Annotated in this window: 15 protein-coding genes; 1 reads left to right on the top strand and 14 read right to left on the bottom strand. The window is 63.1% G+C overall.

What is annotated here, in order from left to right; translation table 11 throughout:
* Positions 1-167 precede the first annotated feature (167 nt).
* The 7 genes from B3V69_RS10095 to B3V69_RS10065 form a co-directional block, all read right to left on the bottom strand.
* Complete coding sequence (locus tag B3V69_RS10095) at positions 168-1406, bottom strand: beta-ketoacyl-[acyl-carrier-protein] synthase family protein (protein ID WP_296446174.1); 1239 nt, start codon at positions 1404-1406, stop codon at positions 168-170.
* The gene (locus B3V69_RS10090; protein WP_296446171.1) at positions 1403-1693 is read right to left on the bottom strand and encodes an acyl carrier protein; all 291 of its coding nucleotides are present in this window, start codon (positions 1691-1693) and stop codon (positions 1403-1405) included. The genes B3V69_RS10095 and B3V69_RS10090 overlap by 4 nt, the downstream gene beginning before the upstream one ends.
* A gap of 19 nt (positions 1694-1712) precedes the next feature.
* Complete coding sequence (locus B3V69_RS10085; protein ID WP_296446170.1) at positions 1713-2936, bottom strand: NAD(P)/FAD-dependent oxidoreductase; 1224 nt, start codon at positions 2934-2936, stop codon at positions 1713-1715.
* Positions 2933-3739 carry a class I SAM-dependent methyltransferase gene (locus B3V69_RS10080; RefSeq protein ID WP_296446168.1) on the bottom strand — a complete coding sequence of 269 codons (807 nt, stop codon included), beginning with the start codon at positions 3737-3739 and terminating at the stop codon, positions 2933-2935. Before B3V69_RS10080 ends, B3V69_RS10085 begins: the two co-directional genes overlap by 4 nt.
* Positions 3673-4734 carry a type III polyketide synthase gene (locus B3V69_RS10075; RefSeq protein WP_296446166.1) on the bottom strand — a complete coding sequence of 354 codons (1062 nt, stop codon included), beginning with the start codon at positions 4732-4734 and terminating at the stop codon, positions 3673-3675. The genes B3V69_RS10080 and B3V69_RS10075 overlap by 67 nt, the downstream gene beginning before the upstream one ends.
* Before the next feature lie 74 nt (positions 4735-4808).
* The gene (locus B3V69_RS10070; RefSeq protein ID WP_296446164.1) at positions 4809-5363 is read right to left on the bottom strand and encodes an NADPH-dependent FMN reductase; all 555 of its coding nucleotides are present in this window, start codon (positions 5361-5363) and stop codon (positions 4809-4811) included.
* A 95-nt stretch (positions 5364-5458) separates the two neighbouring features.
* The gene (locus B3V69_RS10065) at positions 5459-5899 is read right to left on the bottom strand and encodes a CHRD domain-containing protein (protein ID WP_296446162.1); all 441 of its coding nucleotides are present in this window, start codon (positions 5897-5899) and stop codon (positions 5459-5461) included.
* A gap of 209 nt (positions 5900-6108) precedes the next feature.
* Here B3V69_RS10065 and egtB point away from each other — a divergent pair, with 209 nt between their 5' ends.
* The gene (egtB, locus tag B3V69_RS10060; RefSeq protein ID WP_296446194.1) at positions 6109-7392 is read left to right on the top strand and encodes an ergothioneine biosynthesis protein EgtB; all 1284 of its coding nucleotides are present in this window, start codon (positions 6109-6111) and stop codon (positions 7390-7392) included.
* Between the two features lie 57 nt (positions 7393-7449).
* On the opposite strand, the gene B3V69_RS10055 is transcribed toward egtB, so the two are convergent.
* The 7 genes from B3V69_RS10055 to B3V69_RS10025 all read right to left on the bottom strand — a co-directional run.
* Positions 7450-7848, bottom strand: coding sequence for a hypothetical protein (locus B3V69_RS10055; protein ID WP_296446160.1), 399 nt, complete (start codon positions 7846-7848; stop codon positions 7450-7452).
* Positions 7849-8012: 164 nt separating this feature from the next.
* Positions 8013-8432, bottom strand: a complete 420-nt coding sequence (locus B3V69_RS10050; protein ID WP_296446158.1) for a hypothetical protein — start codon at positions 8430-8432, stop codon at positions 8013-8015.
* 43 nt (positions 8433-8475) lie between these two features.
* On the bottom strand, positions 8476-9012 hold the full coding sequence (locus B3V69_RS10045; protein ID WP_296446155.1) for a hypothetical protein: 537 nt from the start codon (positions 9010-9012) through the stop codon (positions 8476-8478).
* A gap of 106 nt (positions 9013-9118) precedes the next feature.
* Positions 9119-10216, bottom strand: a complete 1098-nt coding sequence (locus tag B3V69_RS10040; RefSeq protein ID WP_296446153.1) for a flavodoxin family protein — start codon at positions 10214-10216, stop codon at positions 9119-9121.
* A 17-nt stretch (positions 10217-10233) separates the two neighbouring features.
* Positions 10234-11130: a YihY/virulence factor BrkB family protein gene (locus B3V69_RS10035; protein ID WP_296446151.1), complete on the bottom strand. Its 897-nt coding sequence runs from the start codon at positions 11128-11130 to the stop codon at positions 10234-10236.
* A gap of 129 nt (positions 11131-11259) precedes the next feature.
* Positions 11260-12705: a phospholipase D-like domain-containing protein gene (locus B3V69_RS10030; RefSeq protein WP_296446149.1), complete on the bottom strand. Its 1446-nt coding sequence runs from the start codon at positions 12703-12705 to the stop codon at positions 11260-11262.
* A gap of 71 nt (positions 12706-12776) precedes the next feature.
* Positions 12777-15707 (bottom strand): tandem-95 repeat protein (locus B3V69_RS10025; RefSeq protein WP_296446148.1); only part of this gene is annotated, 2931 nt, incomplete at its 5' end.

Genomic DNA, 15707 nt, shown 5'->3' with positions numbered 1-15707 from the left:
GAGGTTACCTATCAGTTACGTTTTACAGCCTCTTGCGCCTTGTGTTTGCCCGACAAGGGAGAAACTCGTCAAATTCGTTAAAAGTCGTCTGAGTCTACGACGGTTGCTGCCAATCAACTTTTGACCCATCCGCTGATTATCGGTTGATCGGGCTGCGTTTGCCGGAACTAAAAGGGTGGCCGGGCGCGCAACACGAGGACCGCGTTCGTGCCGCCAAACGCGAACGAGTTCGACAGCATGGTGCGCACGGCAAGGCCGTCGCGCGCCGCATTCGGCACGTAGTCCAGGTCGCACGCCGGGTCCGGCGTCTGCAAATGCATGGTCGGCAAGGCGACCGCGTGCTGCATCGCCAGCAGAGACAACACGCATTCCAGCGCGCCCGCGGCCCCCAGCAGATGGCCGTGCAGCGCCTTCGTGGCACTGATCGGAATACGGTAGGCACGGTCACCAAACACCGCCTTGATCGCTGCGCTCTCGACCGCATCATTGGCCTGGGTGCCGGTGCCGTGGGCATTGATGGCATCGACGGCTGACGGCGCCAGTGCGGCCGACTGCAGCGCCGCGCGCATCGCCGCCGCCTGGCCTTCGACGCTGGGTCGTGTGATGTGGCTGGCATCGGTTGACAAGCCGTAGCCGAGGATTTCGCCATGGATTGGCGCGCCGCGGGCGACCGCGTTGTCCCAGGGCTCCAGCACCAGCATCGCCGCACCCTCGCCGAGCACCATGCCGCTGCGGTTTTTTGAGAACGGCTTGCACGAGGCGGACGGCTCATCCACATCGATGCTGGCCAGCGTGTGCAGCGCCTCCCAGGCCTTCAGGGAGCCGAACGAGAGCGGCGCCTCGGTGCCTCCGGCAATGGCCATGTCGATGCTGCCGCTGGCAACGCGCAGCCACGCCTCACCGATCGCCACGGCGGACGACGAGCAGGCGGTCGAATAGGTCAGGTTCGGGCCGCGCAAGACGTGCTCGATGCCAATCCAGGCGGCGGCTGCGTTGTGCATGCCCATCAGCACGGTGAACGGCTTGATGCGGTCTGATTCATCGCCGTAGAGCGTCTTGTAGCCGTCGTCGCTGGTCTGCGAGCCGCCCATCCCGGTGCCGACGAAGACACCGGCCCGGCTACGGTCAATGGGATCCCCGTCACATCGGGCATCGAGCAGCGCCTGATTGGCGGCGACGACGGCAAACTGGCTGACCCGGTCCAGCATGCGCAACTTCGGTGGCTCAAAATGATCAGCACCCTCAAAATGCGCCGTGGCCGCCAGCGGCGCGGCCAGTCGATGGGCAAACGACACCTCCAGGCGCAGGATGGCGGAGCGCCCCGCATGCGCATTGACGTACACCTCGGCCGCGCTGTTGCCAAGCGGCGAGACGACGCCGATGCCGGTGACCGCGACCCGTCTCATGTCGCCTGTGAAGTGGGGGCCATGGCGGCGCCCGTCTGCGCAACACCACCGTGTTGTACCGCGATGAGATCGTCGATGAAACGCACCACGTCGCCGATGGTGGGCAGCAGCACCTGCTCCGGCGGCAGCTCAATCTTGAATTCGTCCTCGACGTTGAACAGCAGTTCGGCGACGCCGAGCGAATCGATGCCCAGCCCTTCCAGCGGCGCGTCGAGCGTCAAGGCTTCGGGCGCGAGCTTGTAGTCTTTGACCAAAATAGCACGGAGTTGCTCGAAAGTTGTCGTCATGATGTCTCCTCTATTGTCGTCATGTTAGGTCCACCGGATCAGCGGCGCAACGTACCTTGCCGCCCCATCGCGCACCCAGCGTCAGGAGCCCGGGCCAGGCCCGGGCCAGCGCCAGCAGCGGCGCGGCGCCAGCCGGGCGCATCGCCACGTTGGCGAAGGCTGCAGCCAGGCGCAGCCGCGGCTCGAATTGGCGCCGCCACTGTGCCGCATAGCGACGTCCGGCCTCGCATTGCCAGACCTGTACGGGTGCGTCTTTGCGCCGCTCGTCGTCGAGCAACTGCAGACAAAGCAGCCACGCCGATTGCAGCGCCATGCTCATGCCCTCGCCAATGATCGGATGCGCCTCGCCCGCGGCATTGCCGATGCGAAACAAACCGTCGTCATCGGTCAGGCGAATGCCAGGATCAAGCGGCCCGGCTGCCAGCCAGGGCCCGTCGCGGGAAGCCGCCTGCAACGCGACGCGCACGCCGACGCACGCGCGCTGGAGCATGGCTTCGACCACCTCACCGGCGCGCAAGCCAGGCGATGCGTGCCGCCAGGCGTCGAGACGATCGCGGCGGACACAGCAGGCCACCGTGGTCACACCGCCGCCCGCCACCACCATGCCACCATAGCCGCCGTCAAAAGAGAGAACCGGCAACAAGCCCTCGTCCAGCTTTGCCTCGCGAAAATTGGCCTTGAAGGCGATCAGGTCGGAAGCCCTATGAGCCACGCGCCGACGCGGCCGACTCGAAGGCAGCAGCTCCCATGAGCCGTGCGCATCAATGACAATCGGGGCGCGCAGGGTCAGCGTTTCCTGTGAATCCATGGCGCGAACTTCGCAACGCCAGTCACCGGGCGTGCCGTCGATGGCCTGCACGGACCAGGGCTGCAGTATGTGCGCGCCGCTTGCGCGGGCCTGCGCCAGCAGCAAGGTGTCAAGCGTCTCGCGACCGAGCGCCCTGCCCCATCGGTACTTGTCATGCGCGGCGGCCGGCAGATCGGCCACCACCGTGCGCTCGCCGCGCATCAGCGCGACTTGGCGTAATTCGGGTCCGGCATCGGCCTCGAACGCAGGCCCGATGCCCAGGGCCTCCAGCAAAGGCAGGTTGCTCGCCGCAATGCATTCGCCGCAGACCTTGCGGCGCGGAAAGCGCTGCTTCTCAATCAACGCGACCGACCAGCCGACCCGCGCCAGGAGGATCGCGGCCGACGACCCGGCCGGACCCGCGCCGACGATGAGCGCATCGAACCCGGTCCTCATCCGTTCGCCGCCAGGCGCCGTGCGCGAAAGCAATGGCTGAAAAGACCTGCCGAATATTCCTGCAACTGCCATTCAACACCCTGGGTCGGCCACAGCGCCGTGAGCTCGTTCCGGCAAAAACCTGCGCGCACGCTCAGCACCGCGTCTTCGCGCGTCACTGCATTGGCGCCGATGGCGCCAACCAGGTGACTGCCTGCGAGTGCGAGCCAGGCGCGGCGCGGCTCGCAGACGAAGAACTGGTCGGCGTTGGCCGCAATGGCCGTGAGTAGCGCGGTGAGCTGCGCGCCTTCGAAATGGTGCAGAAAAAGGTTGGCGACTATCAAGTCCCAGTGCGCCGTTGCGCGGCCCCTTAAGCGCGCGTCGGTGGCGTCAGCCGCCCAATCGAAGACGTCGACCACTTTGACGACCGCACTCCAGCCAAGCTCGCCGTAACGCGCTATCGTTGCGCGCTCAATCAGGGTTTGGCGGTCCAGCAAGGTCAGCTCGACCTGCGGCCAGGCAGGTGCCAGCGCCCGGGCAACGCCGAGCATCAGGCGGCCATCCCCGGCGCCGAGTTCGAGCACCCGCAACGGCGCCGCCGTCCGGCGCGACGCCGTCATGTCTTTCAATGCCCGCGACACAATCGAGCGCGTGCCCATTGCGCGATGAAGGCGCCTCAGGTCGCGACGCGAGCGCATCGCTGCGGGGTCGTCCGCGGCGAGACCATCGAGCGTTTCGACGGCAACAATCCGGGGCATCATCCACTCACCCGCAGCAAGGCGCCGTGGCAGCTGAAGCCGGCGCCGAACGACGAAAGCCACCACCAGCCGCCGGGCGCTTCGTCCGCCAGTGCGGCCTGAAGGACAAAGTAGACAAACGCGCTCGACAAGTTGCCGTACTCGCGCAACATCGCGGCGCTGTAGCGGAAGTCTTCGGCTTCGAGTTCGAATACCCGCTCCAGCGCGAGCAGCACGTCGCGCCCGCCCGCATGCATGATCCAGGCGCTCACGTCGGCCGTGCGCAAACCGGCACGCTGCAGCACGGTGTCACGCACCCTTCGCGCATAGTCAGCGGCCAGCGTCGGCACGGCGCGCGTCAGGATGTTGCGCAGCATGCCGTTGCGCTGCTCAAACATCAGCGCCTGGCGTTCGCCCGGGTTGATCAATGACGTGCTGTCGGTCCACTCGATACGCCGCCCACCCGGATCGGGTCGGCGCGACAGAACCGCCGCCCCAGCGCCGTCTCCGAACAGGCAGGCACTGATCAACACGCCGGGGTCGTTGTCGAGGTACATTGCGGCGCTGCTGACCTCGACGCAAATCGACAGCACGTGCTCACACGCGTTCGATGCCAGCAAGGCGCGGCCAAGCTGAAAATTCGGCAGCGCGGCTGCGCAGCCCTGGCCGACCAGATCGAAGGCCTGCACATCGGCGCGCAGGCCCAGGCGCTCGACCACATGGCCCGAGAGGCCGGGGCACAGGTAACCGGTGCAGGTGCTGACGATGACGGCACCGATGTCGCTCGCCGCCAGCCCAGCTCGCGCGAGCGCACGCTCGCCGGCCTGGGCCGCGAGCGCCGGTGCGTGGGTCAAAAAGCGCCGCGCCAGCGTGTCCGGGTCGATCCGGAAGACCTCGTCGAGCGAGTCAAGCGCAAGGCGACGCGCCTCGATCCCGTTGTCGCGCTGCAGCACGGTGCGGGCGATGAAATGGGCGCGCGCGTCCAGCCGCGAAAACCAGTCGGATTTCTGGAACGCGTCCAGGCACTCGGCCTTGGTATAGCGCGCCGCTGGCGTCGCGATACCGATTCCGCGAAAGTACATGGCTGCAGAGGGTTCGAATAGAGGCGGCATAGAGGGAGATTGCAGGACTTTGATAATTTGTGCCGATGCGAGGCTTATTCCGTAGAATGTTTTTTCACCCAGGCAACGTACTGGGTCATCCAGTTCTGCAGGAATTTTTTGCTTTCTTCACTGAGGTTGCCAGCGCCATCGAACAAGCCATCCTTCGCGTGGATAAAGGCTTCGGGTTGGCCCAGCGTAGGCACGTCCAGGTAGGCCAAAATATTGCGCAGATGCTGTTGCGCCATCGACGTGCCGATGGCACCGACCGAAGCGCCCAGCACGCCGGCGGGTTTACCGACCCAGGCACTCTGGCCATAGGGGCGCGAGGCGTGGTCAATCGCGTTCTTCAGAACACCGGGGATAGAGCGGTTGTATTCGGCCGTGACGAAGAGAAGACCCTGCGAAGCCGTGATTTCGGCCTTCAGCCGCTTCACCGATTCAGCAGGGTGTGCGTCGTCGTCCTGGTTGTAAAGCGGCAAGTCGCCGATTTGCACTTGCTTGAACGAGAATTCTGGCGGCGCCAGCTTGACGATGGCGTTCGCCAACTGGCGGTTGAATGAATCGCGACGAAGGCTGCCGACAACAACGGCTATCTGGTATTGCGCCATGACTATCTCCTGTGAACGTAAAGGGGCTACCGTACAAGGGGCGTCCCTACTGGTCTGTGCGGTAGGCCACAGTTGCGGCGCGGGCGAGTCAGGCGTTAGGGACGGAAGGTGACCTGGCCCCGAATTTCCCCGCCTGGATGGGCTGCGGTGTGCAGATTCAGATACCACTTTCCTGCCATCAAATCGCTTTCCTGTGCCGCTGTGAGCGTCGCCATTCCCTTGATCGGGCTGGCCAGGCTCCCGCCGAGCGGGACCACCACGCCCGCGTTTTGTCCCGCCATGGCCGGACCGTGGAAGTGTCCACCCGTGGTCGGACCGCTCAAGCCAGCGTAGGTGACGGTCCAGCTCAGAACGTGGGTGTCTTTGTTCAAGCTAGCGTCCAGCGAGCCAGTCGCCGCGCTGGTATTCGCGGGGACCTCGCTCGCCCCGGAGAGGCTGGCCGAGACGCTGCTGGCGTGAGGCATCATGCTGCAAGCGCCGAGCCCGAGCACACTGGCGAGCAAACCGCTGTAGATCGCAGTACGGAATTGAATCATGGCTGTCTCCTGAAGGTTAAGGAAAGTTGGATGACTGGAACCTTGAATGGTGCACATCTGACTGGCGCACAAAGGGCATGGAATAGCCCTCGTCGCCATCTTCACACGCTGCGCACCATGAAACAATAACAGGCCGATGCGTCTTTCGCAATGCTTGATTAAACTCGCGCCTGCCAGGACGTGAATTTATGGAGGTATTCGTGAACCCAATGCGCAATTCGACAACGGCAATTCAGCGTACCGAGGCGACCCCAGGGCGGGACAACAAATACCTTTCTGTCCGTCAGGCCACACGGGCGCTCGCGGATCCGCTGTCGGCGGAAGATTGCGCCATCCAATCGATGCCGGAGGCTAGTCCGGTGAAGTGGCATCTGGCGCACACAACGTGGTTTTTCGAAACTTTTGTGCTGGAGCCACACCAGCCCGGCTATTGCGGCTTCGATCCCGCGTATCGCGTTCTCTTCAATTCCTACTACAACACGGTGGGCGACAAGCATCCACGACCCGAACGCGGCATGCTGTCACGCCCCGGCCTCGAGGAGGTGCTCGCCTATCGCCAGCACGTCGACGAGGCCATGCTCGCCCTGCTGTCCATGGCGCCATTGCCGGTGGAAGTCGCCAACCTGATTGAACTGGGCTTGCATCACGAGCAACAACATCAGGAGCTCATTCTCACGGACTTGAAGCATCTGCTCTCACGCAATCCGCAAAAGCCGACCTACCAAAAACCATGGCCGCTGACGCCGATCCACGCGCGCGATCCACGATGGTTCGCCTTCAAAGAGGGCCTGTATGAGATCGGTCACTCTGGCAATGATTTCTGCTTCGACAACGAGACGCCACGCCATCGTGTCTGGCTTGACGCGTTCCAGATCGCCTCCCATCCGGTGACGCACGGCGATTTCATCGAATTCATTGCCGATGGCGGCTATCGTCGCCCGGAACTGTGGCTGTCCGCCGGATGGGAAGCGGTGGCCGCGCGCGGCTGGCAGGCGCCCGGGTATTGGACGCAGCGCGATAGCCAGTGGCATGCCTTCACCCTGCATGGCGAGGTGCCGGTGGACCCCAACGCACCAGTCTGTCACGTCAGCTTTTTCGAAGCGGACGCCTTTGCGCGTTGGGCCAACGCCCGGCTGCCAACCGAAGCCGAGTGGGAAATCGCCGCGCGTGAGCTACCGCGCACAGGCAATTTTCTCGAAAGTGGCGCCCTGCACCCCCTCGCACTGCGTGAGGCCGGGGCCGATGGCGTGCTGGCGCAGGCTTTCGGCGACGTCTGGGAATGGACCCGCAGCGACTATGGGCCTTACCCCGGCTTCCAACCCGCTGCGGGCGCGGTCGGCGAATACAACGGCAAGTTCATGTGCGGCCAGTACGTGCTGCGCGGCGGCTCGTGCGTCACACCGGCCAGCCATATCCGCGCGAGCTACCGCAATTTCTTCCCACCCGAGACGCGCTGGCAATTCTCCGGCCTGCGGCTCGCGCGCGAGGTTTGAAGACGCAAGTGAAATGCCTTGCGGCGCGGTGCGCTGAGTCCGTCGCATCAAGCGCATTCACGCTGGACTGGTTTCCCGGTATTCGCTGACCGAAGCCGAGATGACATCCCGTGCAACGGCAGTTTCTTGCTCGGTACGGGTGTCCACCACCAGCACAAGCTGTCCGCTTGAGATCGCGTCGCGAACCCGATCCGAAAACCATCCTTCCTTCTCCTTGGGCTTAGTCACCGCGCGGGCGATGGCACCGGTCACGGTGCCGATGGCGCCGTCTATGAGTACGTCTTTCAGCACTGCATTGCTGTGCGTTTGCGGCGCGAGTCTAGGCGAAGCCGAGTCGGTTTCGAATAGCTCTAGTCGTTCTCGCGGCACCCCCCGCTCGACCAGGGTAAGAAATACTATGTTTGCCTCGTCACGACTGACAAAGAAACCCAACACATGATGGCGGTATTCATCCATGGCACCTCCTGTTAAAAGACCCGCGCAAGACGGATAGGCTCAGAGCGTATCCCGCCGTACCCTGATGCGTCTGTACGCAGCCGTACGCAGAAGTGAACAAGCTCCGGTTCGCAACCCCCGGGACGTACTGGTCGGGTCGGCCCAGCGCAAGGGCGTGTACCTGGCTAGAGAGCGGGGGCACCCCCCGGTGCCAGCTCAGTCAGTTCCTCGATCATGAAGGTCCCATAGTGCTGCCCGGCGACTGCTTTCGTTGCACGCGCCACCGCAGCGACGCGTTCGGCCTGCGCGTCGTCGGGGGCGTGCACGACCAGGAAGCTGCATCCGCTTTGCGCCAGCACGCCGTGCGCCTTGACCAAGTCCAGCTCATACCCGAATGACGCGAGCGGGCTCGCAGCTTGCAACTCCGCATCGACTTGGGCCTGCATTTCCGCTGGCGCGTAGCGGACCAATGCCGATTCAACGAACCCCTGCTCGACCAAGGCAGTCACTGCAGCCTGCATGTCAGCATCGGACCGAAATGCGATGACGGTGTGTCCCACCGGCTTGAAGACACCCAATACTTTGGGCGGATCAGTCTTATTCATGTAAAAACTCCTGAGAAGTGTGATCTGGTGGAGACGATCTCGTTCACGCCGTGCCAATCTCCTTGTAATCGCCAACCGACGCCTGAATGACGTCCCGTGCGATCACGGTCTCCTGCTCCGTCCGGGCCTGTACCACCAGAACGATCTGCCCACTTGCAATGGCATCGCGAACCAGCGCCGATAGCCAGCCGTCCTTGGTCCCGGCGTCGGGTGCAGGGCTGGTTACAGCGCCGGCCGTGGCGCCAAGCAAGCCACCGATGCTGGCGCCCCAGCCCAGCATCACGAGAGGAGCGAGCAATGGGCTGGCGACGAACAGACTCACATTTGCCGCCACCAGCGCCACCTCCGCCAGCGCGCCGAGCCCGGCGCCCACAGCGGTCCCAATGGTGCCATCGACAAGTACGTCCTTCAGCACCGCGTTGCTGTCCGCTTTCGGCACGGGTGCCGACGTGGCCGAGTCGGTTTCGAAGATCTGCAGCCGTTCCCGCGGCACGCCCCGCTGGACAAGCTTGACAGCCGCACCTTCAACGTCGTCACGGTTGGCAAAAAAGCCAGATACATAGTGACGGTATTCGTCCATAACATTTCTCCTCGGCATCATCCGTTCAAAACAGATACGGATTAACGTTACCCGGCATACCCCGGCAGGTCTGTGCGTCGCCGCACAAATGAACCCTGCGAAGGACTCATTTTGGCCGCGGACGAGTCAGCTTGGGCTGCACCGCCTGCAGCCGGCCGGCACGCAACTCAACCACCGTCTGCATCACCGCGCGCGCTACATTGCGCGCTTCCTCTTGCACCGGCAGATCGCGATCCAGCGCTTCATGACTACTGGCATAGGGCTCGAAGTAGCCGATGTAGCGGTCCAATCGCGCCTGCACACCAGCGTCGATAAAGCCCATCCAATCGAGCCAGTCCGACAAGGCGCGGCGCGAATCCTCAATGCCCGCTACGTCGCCATGGACAATCAGCCCATAGGCACGCCCGGCCAGATGCTGGGGGTAGTCCCAGCCGGCCATCTCCAGTTCCTTGGCCTTGCCTGCCTTCTTGCCTGAGGTAGAAGTGGGGTCAGGATTGCCGCCATCAGCGCACACCAGGCGGTCGATCATCAGCTTCAGGGGGCTGGGGCTTTGGTACCAGTACACCGGCGTGACGATGATCACCGCATGGGCTGCAGTCCAGCGCTCGTAGATCTCGGCCATCCAGTCGTTGGTCTGATTCAGCGCGTGGTTGGGGTAGCAACTGCATGGCCAGTGGCATAGCGGCATCGCGGTGGACGCACAGCCCTTGCAGGGGTGGATCTTTCGGCCGTAATCGGACGTAAGCAAGCTCAGGTCGAGCACATCGGGCAGGATGTCAGCCTGCGCCAGCGTTTCGCGTGCGATTTGCAGCAGCCGGAAAGTCTTGGACATCTCGCCCGGACAGGTGCCGTCGTTGCGCGCCGAGCCGCAGATCAGCAATACCCGGGACGGACCGGTCGGATCCGCACAGCGCAATTGGGCCGCGTCGATGCGCTGCTTCGTGGCAATCCACTCGGTGGACAAATCGTAGTCCGGATCCGCATAGCCCGGGCCGGCTTTCTGCGTGAAGGGGGCCTTGCGGCCCTCCATGTAGGCGTCCCAGGCGATCGCTTCAAGACGCGCGATGGACGGGTCTTCGGCGCGGAACGCCGGATCGATGAAGGAGGCACGAAACCGCACACTGAACTCTGCTCGCTCAAGCGGGGCGGGTGCCTGGCCTTTTCGGATCTCGATCACGGTTGGCTTGGCAGAAGAGTTTTTCATGGATTCATCCTTTTCGATTAACAAGCTGATACCGAACGCAAGTTTTGCTGGGTGTCTGCGACCTTGCGCGAGCCAAATGCGTTCGCATAGACCCATGTGAATTCCGCACCGATGAGCAATATCTGGGCCGAGTAGTAAACCCACAACAATACGACCACCAGCGACCCGGCGGCGCCGAAACCAGAGACCACACCACTGCGACCGATATACAGACCGATCAATGATTTGCCAAGGCTGAACAGCAAGGCTGTGAACAGGGCGCCGATCCACACGTCCTGCCACTGCACGCGAACGCGCGGCATGACTTTGTAGATGAACGCAAACATGGCGGCCACCAGCAAGAAGCCGCCGATGGCGTTGATCACCACCGCCATGGCCAACCAGCCACCAAAGACCGGCTCAAACCAGCGAGTCATGGTTGCCAATGCGGCGCTGGCGACGAGCGATACGATGAGGAGGAAGCCAATGGCAAGGATCATCCCGAACGAGAGCAGCCGCGCGCGCACCAGCGTAAGCCAGCCACTCGTACGCCCGCGCGTGGGCACCCGCCAGATACGGTCCAGCGAGTCCTGCAGCTCGCCGAACACTGTGGTGGCACCCACGAACAGGAGTACCACACCCAATGCCGTTGTGGCCGCGCCTTCGGTCGGCTGGTGAACGCTGGCCAGCAAATCCTGCACGGCGCTCGCCCCTCGCGCACCCATCAGAGCGCCAAGTTGCGCCGCGATCTCGCCGCGCGCGGCGTCCTCACCAAAGACCAGCCCGGCTACTGATATGACGATCAGCAGCAGCGGTGCCAGCGAAAACATCGTGTAGTACGCCAAGGCCGCCCCCATGCTGGGCACGTAATCGTCAAGCCATGATTTTGAGACCTGCTTGAGCAGGATCCAGATGGAGTTGACGTCGAATTGCATGGCCTTCCAAGTCGAGGGAACAAAAGCCTCATCATCGGCCGCGCGGCAGCGCCCGTCCAGCGGCTACGCGCGCGATCGCGCGTAGGAATGGACTTACACCCACAGTGCCTTGTCTGCCTCAGTCTGGCGTCACAGTTGAAAAGCGACCCATCGCACCAAGCCCTCAACCAGATCGCGCGCCAGTCCGGGGGGCCGTGGCCGGTAACGCGTGGCGCTGCTGCGCTGCTGCTCAATCCACCGGGCAAAGCTCCGCACCACCGGCGCATCGTAGAACGCGACCATCAGCTCATAGTTGAGGAACAGACTTCTTTCGTCCAGGTTGGCGGAGCCCACCAAAGCCAAGTCATGGTCGATCAACACCGCCTTGGCGTGGATCATGCGGGGCGCCAGCCAGATGCTGGCACCCGCGGATGCCAGCTCCCGCAGCGCCGAATGACGGGCCATATCGGCCAGACGATGGTTCGATTGGCGGGGCAGCAGCAGATCAACCGCCACACCGCGCCGGGCTGCCAGCGTCAGCGCCATCAGCAGCGTTGGCTCGGGCACAAAATAAGGCGTCACCATCAAAATACGGGCGTGCGCGGTGAAGCAGCCCGACACCAGCAGCGTGAAGATCGTGTCTTCGGCCTGGTCGGGGCCGCTGGCGACCAGCCGGGCGCTCGTGGTCGGAGTCGTGGTCGTGGTCGTGGTCGTGGTCGTTGGCGCTGGCGCTGGCAGAGCAGGCTGCAGCGTATTCGCAGTCGTGCCTTTGGTGGCAAAAACCCAGTCCTGTTCAAAGCGCTGCTGCGCCTGCCGGGCCAGGGCGCCCCGCAAGTCGAAGCTCAGGTCAATCCAGGGCGACTTTTTCCTCAAGGACGTCTGATCACCCTCAAAGTATTCGGCCGCCAGGTTGCGTCCGCCGGACCACAGCCACTCGCCGTCAACGATGACCATCTTGCGGTGGTTACGCAGGTTGGTGCGTCCGCGCAAAGGGGAGCTCAGGGGCGACACGAACAAGGCCACTTGCACCCCCGCCCTTGAGAGCCGCTTCAAATTCGGGTGACCCCCCATATAAAAACCGATGCCATCAATCAACAGGCGAATCCGAACACCGTCCCGCGCACGCCGTATCAGATGCAGCGCTATTTCATCACCGAGCACGTCACGCCCGAAAAGGAAACTGCACAGATCCAGCGTTTGGCCGGCGCCGTCAATCATGTCGCGCAAGGACTGCAGCGCTTGCCCACCGTCCTGGTGGATCGTGAGCCGCTCGAACGAAGCGGCCTGGGGCAGGCCCATGGCGGCGGCAAGTTGCCCGGCCTGGGTGGCCGGTTGACCGATGTCGCTGGCCCGACCTGTTGACGGTTGGGGGTTCAAAGCGCGACGGGCGCTCACAATTTTTCGGCTGCCAAAAATCAGGTACAGCGGCAAGGCGACGTAAGGCAGCAAAACCAGTGAAACGACCCAGGCGATGGCGGCCGACGGATGGCGGCGCTGCCGTAGCGTATGCGAGGCGATGGCGTAAATGGCCAGGCCCAGCAGCACGACCAGGCCGTGCCAGGTGACCCATTGGAAGGGGAAAATGCGATTCAACAAGGCGCGTCCAAAAATAGTTTTGCAGACACGTGCGACGGGCAGCTCAGCCATCTGAGCTGCCCCGGTTCCCGCTACTGCCAGTTCGCCACAATCACCGGATTCAAGACGGTCGCATAGCTCGCTGACAGCGTGGTCTGCCCGGCGGCCGGTGGCGAGAAGGCAGCCATCGCACTCACCAGATTTTGCACCTGACTGTCCAGCAGCGTCTTGCCATTGCTGGTTTTGAACTGCTCGACGTGGTACTGGCTGCCCAGGTACCAGTTGCTCAAGCTGAGCTTGTCGGTGGTACCGATGACGCTCACCTCCAGGTTGTTGCCGACATGACGGAACCACAGCTGATCGGTGGCAATACTGGCGCCAAACCGTGCCACGTCCGTGTTGCCCGCCGTGGTGTCGTTCTCGGTAACGCTGTCAGCGCCGTAGTCGCGTCCCAGCCAGTAAGTGTCATTGCCCGTGCCACCGATGAGGATGTCGGCGCCTGCCTTGCCGTCCAACGTATCGTTGCCTGCGTTGCCGGTGAGCGTGTTGGCCCCGCTGTTGCCGAGCAGCACGTTGTCCAGGGTGTTGCCGGTGCCGTTGATGGCTGTGGTGCCCGTCAGGGTCAGGTTCTCGACGTTGCTACCCAAGGTGTAGGTCACTGCAGACTGCACCACGTCAGTACCGGCGTTCAAGCCTTCGGTCACGATGTCGGTTGCCACGTCCACCACATAGGTGTCATTGCCCAGACCGCCAATCAGGGTGTCTGCACCTGCGCCGCCACTTAGCACGTTGTCTCCGGCATTGCCGGTGAGCACGTTGGCCACCGTGTTGCCCGTGGCGTTGACATTGGCCGTGCCACTGAGCGTGAGGTTTTCCAGGTTGGTGCCCAGCGTCCAACTGATGGAGGAAACCACGGCGTCGGTGCCCGCAGAGGCGGCCTCGGTGGTGATGTCGCCCACGTTGTCGACGTAGTAACTGTCGTTGCCCGCACCGCCCACCATCGTGTCGGCACCCGTGCCGCCGTCCAGGATATTGGCACCAGCATTGCCCGTGAGGGTGTTGTTCAAGGCGTTGCCGGTGCCGTTAATGGCTGCGGTGCCAGTCAAGGTCAGGTTCTCCACGTTGGCGGACAGTACATAGCTCACGCTGGACTGAATCAGATCGGTACCTTCGTTGAGGTTTTCAGTGACGACGTCTCCCGCGTTGTCCACCACGTAGGTGTCATTGCCTAGGCCGCCCAACATGGTGTCGGCGCCAGCACCGCCACTCAGGGTGTTGGCCGCACTGTTGCCGATCAGTACATTGTTCAGCGTGTTTCCCGTGCCGTTGATGGCGGTGGCGCCCGTCAGCGTCAGGTTCTCCACCTCGGTGCCCAGGGTCCATGTCACAGCGCTTTGCACGGTATCGATACCGCCGCCTGCGACCTCAATCGTCGAGTCACCCGTACCCACAATGTAGGTGTCGTTGCCCGCGCCGCCGGTGAGTATGTTGACGCCGGTGTTGCCGGTCAGGACGTTGTTGAGTACATTGCCCGTGCCGTTGATGGCGGTGGCGCCCGTCAGCGTCAGGTTTTCCACCTCCGTCCCCAGGGTCCAGGTCAACGCGCTCTGCACCGTGTCAGTACCCCCGCCTGCGATCTCAATGGTTGTGTCACCGCTGCCGACGATGTAGGTGTCGTTACCCGCGCCGCCGGTGAGCACATTGACGCCAGCATTGCCGGTGAGCACGTTGTCCAGCGCATTGCCGGTGGCATTGATGGCCGTGGTGCCCGTCAGCGTCAGGTTCTCCACGTTGGTCGTCAAGGTATAGCTCACGCTGGCTTGAACGAGGTCGGTGCCTTCGTTCAGGTTTTCGATGACGATGTCGCCCGCGTTATTGACGACGTAGGTGTCATTGCCTGCCAAACCCTCCAGTTGGTCCGCCCCGGTGGTGCCGGTCAGCACATCTGCGCCCGCTGTTCCCACCACGCGGTTGATGGCGCTGGCCACCGCCCCGGTTGCTGCACTGGCCACGGCCTCGGCAGTACCTTGGGCGTCGGTGTAGCTGACTGCCACCCGCACCTGGTTGCCCACTTCGCTGGCGGTAAGCGTGAAACTACTCGCCGTGGCACCACCGATGGCGCTCCAGTTAATGCCATTAGTCGAGGTTTGCCACTGGTAGCCCAGCGTGCCCATGCCATCGGCATCGGCCAAAGAGTTGGCAGCGCTGAGGGTCTGGTTCTGGGTGGCCGCGCCACTGACGATCACAGTGCCCGTGGGGGCGTCGTTCACCGCTGCCAGATTGAAGCTTTGCGTGGCCGCAAGCGTCACCGTACCGTCGCTGACGCCATAGTTCAACGCCACTGCGCCGTTGTAGTTGGCATTCGGGGTAAAAGTCCAGCTTGCCGTCGTGGCGTTGAACGCAGAGAGCGTGCCGTTGTTGGCCGTGAGGTTGGCGACCGACAAGCTATTGCCATCCACATCGCTAAAGCCGGTGAGCAGGCTGGCTTGGGTGATGGTGTAGACCGTGTCTTCGGTTCCCGCAGCCAAAGTAGCCTTGGCACCACTGAGCACAGGGGCGTCGTTGACGGGCGTGACGTTGAAGGTCAGCGTATTGGGTGTGGCGTCCATGGCGCCGTTTTGATCCTTGACGGAGAAGTTAAATCCCGCATAGCCATTGCCGTTGGCGTTGGCCGCCGACGTGAAGACCAGGTTGCCGGCGGCAAGATCAGCCACGCTAATCACCTGCGCGGCAGTCACACTGCTGCCGGAGAGTTTCAGGCTCCCGGCCACAGGCAGGCTGTCTATGCGCACGGCACCAAGACTGTTGGCGACATTCCCACTGCTAAAACCAAAGTCCGCCGCGCTCAGGCTGTAGCCAGTGTCTTCGTTGCTGGTGATGGTCTTGTCGGTACCGGTGGGGGCGGCTAGAACAGCTGCATTTACAGTAGCTGAGGTCCACACCGTGCCGTCCGCAAACTTGATTTGCTCGATCTGGTTGTAAGCCGTGCTGTCGGCAAACCAGTTTTTCACCGTGATCTGGTC

It is taken from the genome of Rhodoferax sp. UBA5149, from assembly GCF_002413825.1.
GTDB lineage: Bacteria > Pseudomonadota > Gammaproteobacteria > Burkholderiales > Burkholderiaceae_C > Rhodoferax.
This window is presented reverse-complemented; position numbering and strand designations above follow the sequence as displayed.

What these genes read in the sequence shown, in the direction of transcription:
- B3V69_RS10095 (WP_296446174.1), bottom strand. Translation starts at nt 1,406, where the DNA reads ATGAGACGGGTCGCGGTCACCGGCATCGGCGTCGTCTCGCCGCTTGGC.
- B3V69_RS10090 (WP_296446171.1), bottom strand. Translation starts at nt 1,693, where the DNA reads ATGACGACAACTTTCGAGCAACTCCGTGCTATTTTGGTCAAAGACTAC.
- B3V69_RS10085 (WP_296446170.1), bottom strand. Translation starts at nt 2,936, where the DNA reads ATGAGGACCGGGTTCGATGCGCTCATCGTCGGCGCGGGTCCGGCCGGG.
- B3V69_RS10075 (WP_296446166.1), bottom strand. Translation starts at nt 4,734, where the DNA reads ATGTACTTTCGCGGAATCGGTATCGCGACGCCAGCGGCGCGCTATACC.
- B3V69_RS10070 (WP_296446164.1), bottom strand. Translation starts at nt 5,363, where the DNA reads ATGGCGCAATACCAGATAGCCGTTGTTGTCGGCAGCCTTCGTCGCGAT.
- B3V69_RS10065 (WP_296446162.1), bottom strand. Translation starts at nt 5,899, where the DNA reads ATGATTCAATTCCGTACTGCGATCTACAGCGGTTTGCTCGCCAGTGTG.
- egtB (WP_296446194.1), top strand. Translation starts at nt 6,109, where the DNA reads ATGCGCAATTCGACAACGGCAATTCAGCGTACCGAGGCGACCCCAGGG.
- B3V69_RS10055 (WP_296446160.1), bottom strand. Translation starts at nt 7,848, where the DNA reads ATGGATGAATACCGCCATCATGTGTTGGGTTTCTTTGTCAGTCGTGAC.
- B3V69_RS10050 (WP_296446158.1), bottom strand. Translation starts at nt 8,432, where the DNA reads ATGAATAAGACTGATCCGCCCAAAGTATTGGGTGTCTTCAAGCCGGTG.
- B3V69_RS10045 (WP_296446155.1), bottom strand. Translation starts at nt 9,012, where the DNA reads ATGGACGAATACCGTCACTATGTATCTGGCTTTTTTGCCAACCGTGAC.
- B3V69_RS10040 (WP_296446153.1), bottom strand. Translation starts at nt 10,216, where the DNA reads ATGAAAAACTCTTCTGCCAAGCCAACCGTGATCGAGATCCGAAAAGGC.
- B3V69_RS10035 (WP_296446151.1), bottom strand. Translation starts at nt 11,130, where the DNA reads ATGCAATTCGACGTCAACTCCATCTGGATCCTGCTCAAGCAGGTCTCA.